Genomic DNA, 6,275 nt, shown 5'->3' on the forward strand with positions numbered 1-6,275 from the left:
CGATTCGCCTCGGCCCCGCACGATCCTATCCGGAAGTCAGCGCCGGATATGCAGCAGGCTGAGGGAGGCCGGCGCCCCAAAAGTCCGGCGGAAGTCGTGGGCGAGGTGGGACTGGTCGGAAAAGCCGGCCGCGTAGGCCGCGCGTGTGAAGTTGCTGCCCGCGACCACCGCGCGGATCGCCCGGCGCATCCGCATCCAGGCGCGGTAGCGCCTGTAGGGCACGCCGACCTCCTGCGTGAACAGGTGCTGGAAGCGCGAGGCCGACAGGCCCACCGCCCGCGCCAGCACGGCGGCCGGCATCGCATCCGGGTCCGCATCGAGAATAGCGACCGCCCGCGACACCCGCGCGTCGAGCACCCGCCCGGCGCGGGCCGCGGAGAAGCGCAGCAGGTCGTCCAAAGCCGGCCCCGCGTCCCGGGGGCCCGCACGGGTCTCGAAGAGGTCGCGCAAGGGGACGATGGCGCCGGCGGTGCCGACGAGGGCCCCGGAGACCTCGTGCGTGCCGTGCAGCAGGGGGACGAGGTCCACGTGGCCGGCCGCGTCCGGCTCGCGATAGAGCACGCCCAGGGGATCGCCGCCGAGGTCGAGTTCGTGGGGCACGCCAGCCGGGATCATCGCCGTGCGGCAGGTGATCCAGGCGCCGTCCCGCACCCGCAGGCGGAAGGCGCCGTAGAGACCCGCGAGGTAGACGGGCGCGCCGTGCTGGTGGCTGGCATTGTAGCCCAGCGGCCCGGCGAAGAAGGTCGTCCCGCCCGCGACGTGCCAGAGGGGATCGAGGGGTGCCTCGGCAGCACGTTCGTACAAGCGGCCTCCCCGCGTCTCCTGCTACCCCGCTCCGGGCCGGACAGACGTAGCAGATTCGCAACCGGCCGCGACGGTGGAGAACGCCCATGACCCGGATCACGCGCCGCCGCCTTGCGGCCTCCGCCGCCGCGCTCCTCGCCGCCCCGGCGCTGGCGCCGCGCCCGGCCGCCGCGGCCCGTCTCGGGCCGACGCGGCCGACGCATCACCGGTTCGACCTCGGCGCCTTCGAGGTCACGATGCTCCTCGACGCGGCCGGCCTGATCGACGGCCCCTGGCCGATCGTCGGCGAGGACCGGCCCAGGGCCGAGGTCGAGGCGCTGATGCGGGAGAACCGTCTGCCGGGCGCCCGCTTCCAGCCGGGCTTCACCCCCGTCCTGGTCGATACCGGTCGCGAAAGGGTCCTGTTCGACACCGGCAACGGCGCGGTGGGCTTCGTGCCCCGGCCCAGCGGGGGCCTGCTGCTGGAACGGCTCCGGGCCGCGGGCTGCGCGCCGGAGGGCGTGGACGTGGTCGTGCTGACGCATTGCCACACGGACCATATCGGCGGCCTGATCGAGGACGGCCGCCCCGCCTTCCCGAACGCACGCTACGTCGTCGGCGGCGCGGAATACGATTTCTGGTCCAAGCCAGAGCGGCTGGCCGCCCCGCCGGCGGGCAACGAGCACAGGTCCGCCCTGGTGTTCCGCAGCCATCTGCTGCCGGTTTCCGCGCACACGGGCGTCGTCGGGCCGGGCGACGAGATCGTCCCCGGCATCCATGCGCTGGCCGCCCACGGCCACACGCCGGGCCACCTCGCCTTCCACGTCGAGAGCGGGGGACGCCGGATGCTCGCCTGGGGCGACTGCGCCCACCACGAGGTCGCCTCGCTCGCCCGGCCCGACTGGCACGCCCTGTTCGACATGGACAAGGCGGCGGGCGCGGCCACGCGCCGCCGCATCTACGACATGGCCGCCACGGAGGAGATCGTGGTGGCCGGCTACCACACCGCCTTCCCCTCCCTCGGCTACGTCGCGCGCCTGGGCACGGGCTACCGCTGGATTCCCGTGACCTACCAGCTCGACCTGTGAGGGTACGAACCGCTACTCCGCGGCCTGCATAAGCCGGGGCGGGAGGGCCTCGAGGGCCGCCGGGCGCGGGCCACCGGTGGCCCAGTCGAGGAGTTCCACCGTGTGCAGGATCGGGATGGCGGTGCCCTTCCCGATCTGCGTGGCGCAGCCGATGTTGCCGGTGGCGATCACGTCCGGCCGCATCCGCTCGATGTTGGCGACCTTTCGCGCCCGCAGAGCCCCGGCGAGTTCCGGCTGGAGGATGTTGTAGGTGCCGGCCGAGCCGCAGCAGATGTGGCCCTCGGGCACGTCCTTGACCGTGAACCCGGCCTGCTTGAGCAGGGCCTTGGGCTCGGTGCGCAGGCCCTGGCCGTGCTGCATCGAGCAGGCGGAGTGGTAGGCCACCACGAGGTCGGTCTCGACCGTGGGCGTCAGCGGGCCGAGGCCGGCGACGAACTCGGTGACGTCCCGGGCGATCGCGGAGACCCGGCGCGCCTTCTCGGCATAGGCCGGGTCGTCGCGGAACATGAAGCCGTAATCCTTGATCGTGGTGCCGCAGCCCGAGGCCGTCACCAGGATCGCGTCGAGGCCGCCCGCATCCATCTCGGCGATCCAGGCATCGATCGCGCCCTTGGCGTGGGCGTGGGCGGCGTGCGCCTTGCCCATGTGGTGGGTCAGCGCCCCGCAGCAGCCCTCCCCGCGGGGCTGCACCACCGCGACGCCGTGGCGGTTCAGCAGGCGGATGGCCGCCTCGTTGAAGTCGGGCCGCAGCACGCTCTGGGCGCAGCCCCGCAGCAGCGCCACCCGTTTTTTCGGGACTTGGCCGTGCATGGGTAGAAACGTTCCGGGCCGGTCGGTCGGGTTGCGGTTGGGGAGGACAGTGGGCGCGAGGTCGAGCATCGCCGCCAGCCGGTTGCCGACCCGCGGGAGCCTGGCGACCAGCCCCTTGAACGGGCTGCCGAGCCTGGCGCCCAGAAGCGCGAGGCGGAAGCGGTTGGGATAGGGCAGCACGAAGGCCAGGACCGCACGCAGGAGGCGGTCGTCGAGGCGACGCGAAAAGGTCTCCTCGATATGCGTGCGGGCATGGTCGACGAGGTGCATGTAATGCACCCCCGAGGGGCAGGTCGTCATGCAGGACAGGCAGGACAGGCAGCGGTCGACGTGCTTGACCACCTCGGCGCTGGCGGCCTTGCCGCCCTCCAGCATGTCCTTGATCAGGTAGATGCGGCCCCGCGGACTGTCGAGCTCGTCGCCCAGCAGCAGGTAGGTCGGGCAGGTCGCGGTGCAGAAGCCGCAATGCACGCAGGTGCGCAGGATCTTTTCGGACGCCGCCATGGCGGGGTCGGCGAGCTGCGTGAGGGAGAAGTTGGTTTGCACGGTCCCGTCCTCGGCCACTCTCCGTCCGGAGAGGGGTAAAACTCAAACCCCCGCGTACATCCGGCCCGGATTGAACACTCCGGCCGGGTCGTGGGCCGCCTTGATGCCCTGCGTCACCCGCATCAGGGGGGCGGAGAGCGGCTCGAACACCGGCACGGCCGCGCGGACGGCCTCGGGCGCGCGGATCAGGGTGGCATGCCCTCCCTGCGCCTTCACCGCCGCGCGAATCACAGAGGCCCCCGCATCGCCCGCGGCCTCGGTTGAAAGCCAGATCAGGCCGCCGCCCCAATCGTAGAACCAGCGGGCCGCCGAAAGCCCCGCGACCGCCGCGGTGAGCGCCGGCCCGCGGCCGGGGGCGGTCGAGATGCGCCAGATCGCGGCCTCCGGCGGTTCGGCGAGGAACGCGGCGTCGCGCACCCGGCGCCAGAGGTCGGCGCAGGCCTCGCCGTCCAGCACCTCCGGCTCGCCGTAGCGCCGGAGCAGGCGGCGCAGTTCGCCGAGCCGGTAGTCGATGGAGTCCGAGAAACCCTCGACGCGCATCAGCGTGCGGGCCGGGCCGTAGAGGCCGGCCGGCAGGTGGGCGGCACCGGTCAGCTCGAAGGGCGAGCCGAGGGCGGCCGAGAGCGCCTCCACGGCGCGGGCGTCGTCGAGGCCGGGGAAGGCCAGGGTGGCGACCCGCTCGGAGACCGGCAGCACCTTGAAGGTGACTTCGGTGAGCAGCCCCAGGGTGCCCCAGGAGCCGGCCATCAGCTTCACGAGGTCGAGGCCGGTGACGTTCTTCATCACCCGGCCGCCGGACTTGATCGCCTCGCCCCGCCCGTTGACGAAGCGCACGCCGATCAGGCTGTCGCGGGCGGCGCCCGCATTGATGCGGCGGGGGCCGGAATTGTTGGCGGCCGCCACCGCGCCGAAGCTCGGCTCGCCCGTCGAGCCCAGCAGGGTGCGGTAATCGGCCGGCTCGAAGGGCAGCATCTGGCCGCGGGAGGCCAGCAGCGCCTGCACCTCGGAAAGCGGCGTGCCGGCGCGGGCACCCACCACCATCTCGGCGGGCTCGTAGAGGGTGATGCCGGAGAGCCCGGCCGCCGAGAGGGTCGCCTCGTCCTGCGCCGGGCGTCCGATCCCGGCCTTGGTGTCCCCGCCGACGAGGCGCAGCCGCTCGGGCCGTCCGGCGGCGGCGCGGACGATCCCGCAGGCCTCGTCCTCGTCCCGAGGCTGGTATGAAGCCATCGTCTCCTGCCCTGGCGGATATCCTTTGTTGGAATCCTTTTAAGGCAAGATCGGCCGGAAATGCACCCGGGATCGGGGCTGCCCGGCTGCGACACCGCGGCCGGCGCCGGGCCGCCCGGTCAGGGCAGCGCCGAGGCGTCCGCGGTGCGGCGCGGCGCCTCGCGGAACAGCAGGGCGCGCAGCAGCGCGGCCGCCTCCCGTTCGGGCCGGTCCAGGGCCGCCCCGTAGGCCGCGACCGGCCCGTCGCAGGCAAGGCCGACATCGCCCGCCACCGGACCCGCGCGGGCGGGCGCCTCGGGGACGGCCGGGCCGCCGTGGCCGCGCCGCCCGGCGATCAGCCCGTGCAGGCCGGAGACGGGAAGCGCCGAGGCCTCCAGGCTCTCCGTCGCCAGGAGCAGGTCGCCCGCGGCGATGGCCCCGCAGGACGCGCTCTTGCGCGCGGCCGCCTCCCGGACGGCGCGGGCGAGGAGCCCACCGAGGTCGCGGATCGTGGCGTCGTCGGCGTCCCGGAACCGCCGCAGGGCCATGGCGGCCGTGCGCTGGCGCAGGCCGGCCAGGGCCTCGCCCTCGCTGCGGCCGGCCCGGTAGCCGTCGCGATACCAGGCCGCGAGCCCGTCGAGGTCGTCCGCATCGAGGTCGGCCAGGATCGGCAGGTTGCGCAGCAGGGCGGCCCGGACGGCGGGCTCGCCGTCGTCGTCGTCCAGCGTCGAGTCGGGGAAGCGGTGCGCGTCGACCACCTGCGTCACCACCCGCGCCCGGATCAGGTCGCCGGCCTCGGGAATCCAGATGTCCTCGGAGGCGACCGCCAGGGCCCGCGCGACGAAGTCGGGATCGGCCCCGGCGGCGACGTAGGCCCCGCGCTCAGGCGCCCCATCGAGCTGGACGATCCGCCCGTCCGGGCCGGTCTCGTAGGGGGCGTGGAAGCCGAGGCGCCCCTGGTTACGCAGGTAGCGCTCCCGGCCGCGGACGAAGGCCAGGGTGCAGGCCGAGACGCAATAATCCGGGACGTAGGTGGACAGCCCGCGCGCAGCGATCAGTTCGCCCAGGGCGAGGCCCTCGTCCACGAGGCCGCCTTCGCTGGTCAGGTGGATGCGGACGACCTCCGGGTGGGCGGCGAGCAGCGCCCCCAGGCGATCGGCCGTCCCCTCGAGGAGGTCGCCCGAGAGCCGCACGTCCGCGCCGCCGGCGCCGAGACCGATCCGGGCCGGCCGCTCCTCGGATGGGACGGGTTCCGCCCGCGACGACGTGACGGTCGTGAGCGCAAGGACGGCGAGGCAGCAGGCGGCCAGAGCCCCGAGGGCCGGAGACCGGGTCGCGATGCGGGGCCGGGCCCCGTGCGAGCGCGTGTGCCTCATCCGCTCACCCTCCACGTCGTCCGAAGCGCCGGATCGGGTCGGGTCGCCGCCCTCGCGGGACGACGGCACCCGGGCCTCAGCCCAGCAGCAACCGCGCCGCGCCGGGCCTCCCGAGCGGCTCGGGCGGCACGTACGGCGGTTGCGTTGCACGCCGGCCACGGTCCTGTTTGTTATAACAAACGATTCCGCAGGGCCGGCCTTGTCCGAAGCAGGAGTTTGGCCGGAGGGGACGGCCGAGATCAAGCGTCGATTCGGCAATCCCGATCAAAGCGATGGTCTTTGGGAAAAATCGTTTTTCTCGTGCGTGGGATGCCGGTGTTCTTTCACGATCCGTCGTTCTGAAAAAAGAACGTTCTCCTGGCCCTTGTCACGGATCCGGACCCGCCTGCGCCACGTCGTGCACAGGTTTGCAGACCTGGTCTCGGGAGCCAAGCCGGCGCCTTCCCTCCCCCTCCCCCTTCTGCGG

5 protein-coding genes are annotated in these 6,275 nt (G+C 73.3%); 1 reads left to right on the forward strand and 4 read right to left on the reverse strand.

The window, feature by feature from the left end; translation table 11 throughout:
- Positions 1 to 36 precede the first annotated feature (36 nt).
- Complete coding sequence (locus COGEMETH_RS00875; RefSeq protein WP_238180733.1) at positions 37 to 804, reverse strand: helix-turn-helix domain-containing protein; 768 nt, start codon at positions 802 to 804, stop codon at positions 37 to 39.
- Positions 805 to 890: 86 nt separating this feature from the next.
- Between COGEMETH_RS00875 and COGEMETH_RS00880 the strand changes: the two genes are divergently transcribed.
- A complete protein-coding gene (locus tag COGEMETH_RS00880; RefSeq protein ID WP_238180734.1) occupies positions 891 to 1,871 on the forward strand; it encodes an MBL fold metallo-hydrolase in 981 nt (326 codons plus the stop codon).
- Positions 1,872 to 1,883: 12 nt separating this feature from the next.
- On the opposite strand, the gene glcF is transcribed toward COGEMETH_RS00880, so the two are convergent.
- The 3 genes from glcF to COGEMETH_RS00895 form a co-directional block, all read right to left on the reverse strand.
- Positions 1,884 to 3,227, reverse strand: coding sequence for a glycolate oxidase subunit GlcF (gene glcF / locus COGEMETH_RS00885; RefSeq protein ID WP_238180735.1), 1,344 nt, complete (start codon positions 3,225 to 3,227; stop codon positions 1,884 to 1,886).
- Positions 3,228 to 3,269: 42 nt separating this feature from the next.
- The gene (locus tag COGEMETH_RS00890) at positions 3,270 to 4,454 is read right to left on the reverse strand and encodes an FAD-binding protein (RefSeq protein WP_238180736.1); all 1,185 of its coding nucleotides are present in this window, start codon (positions 4,452 to 4,454) and stop codon (positions 3,270 to 3,272) included.
- Between the two features lie 119 nt (positions 4,455 to 4,573).
- The gene (locus COGEMETH_RS00895; protein WP_238180737.1) at positions 4,574 to 5,809 is read right to left on the reverse strand and encodes a COG3904 family protein; all 1,236 of its coding nucleotides are present in this window, start codon (positions 5,807 to 5,809) and stop codon (positions 4,574 to 4,576) included.
- Positions 5,810 to 6,275: the final 466 nt, after the last annotated feature.

Source organism: Methylobacterium trifolii (genome assembly GCF_022179685.1).
Taxonomy (GTDB): Bacteria; Pseudomonadota; Alphaproteobacteria; order Rhizobiales; family Beijerinckiaceae; genus Methylobacterium; species Methylobacterium trifolii.

What these genes read in the sequence shown, in the direction of transcription:
- COGEMETH_RS00880 (WP_238180734.1), top strand. Translation starts at nt 891, where the DNA reads ATGACCCGGATCACGCGCCGCCGCCTTGCGGCCTCCGCCGCCGCGCTC.
- COGEMETH_RS00890 (WP_238180736.1), bottom strand. Translation starts at nt 4,454, where the DNA reads ATGGCTTCATACCAGCCTCGGGACGAGGACGAGGCCTGCGGGATCGTC.
- COGEMETH_RS00895 (WP_238180737.1), bottom strand. Translation starts at nt 5,809, where the DNA reads ATGAGGCACACGCGCTCGCACGGGGCCCGGCCCCGCATCGCGACCCGG.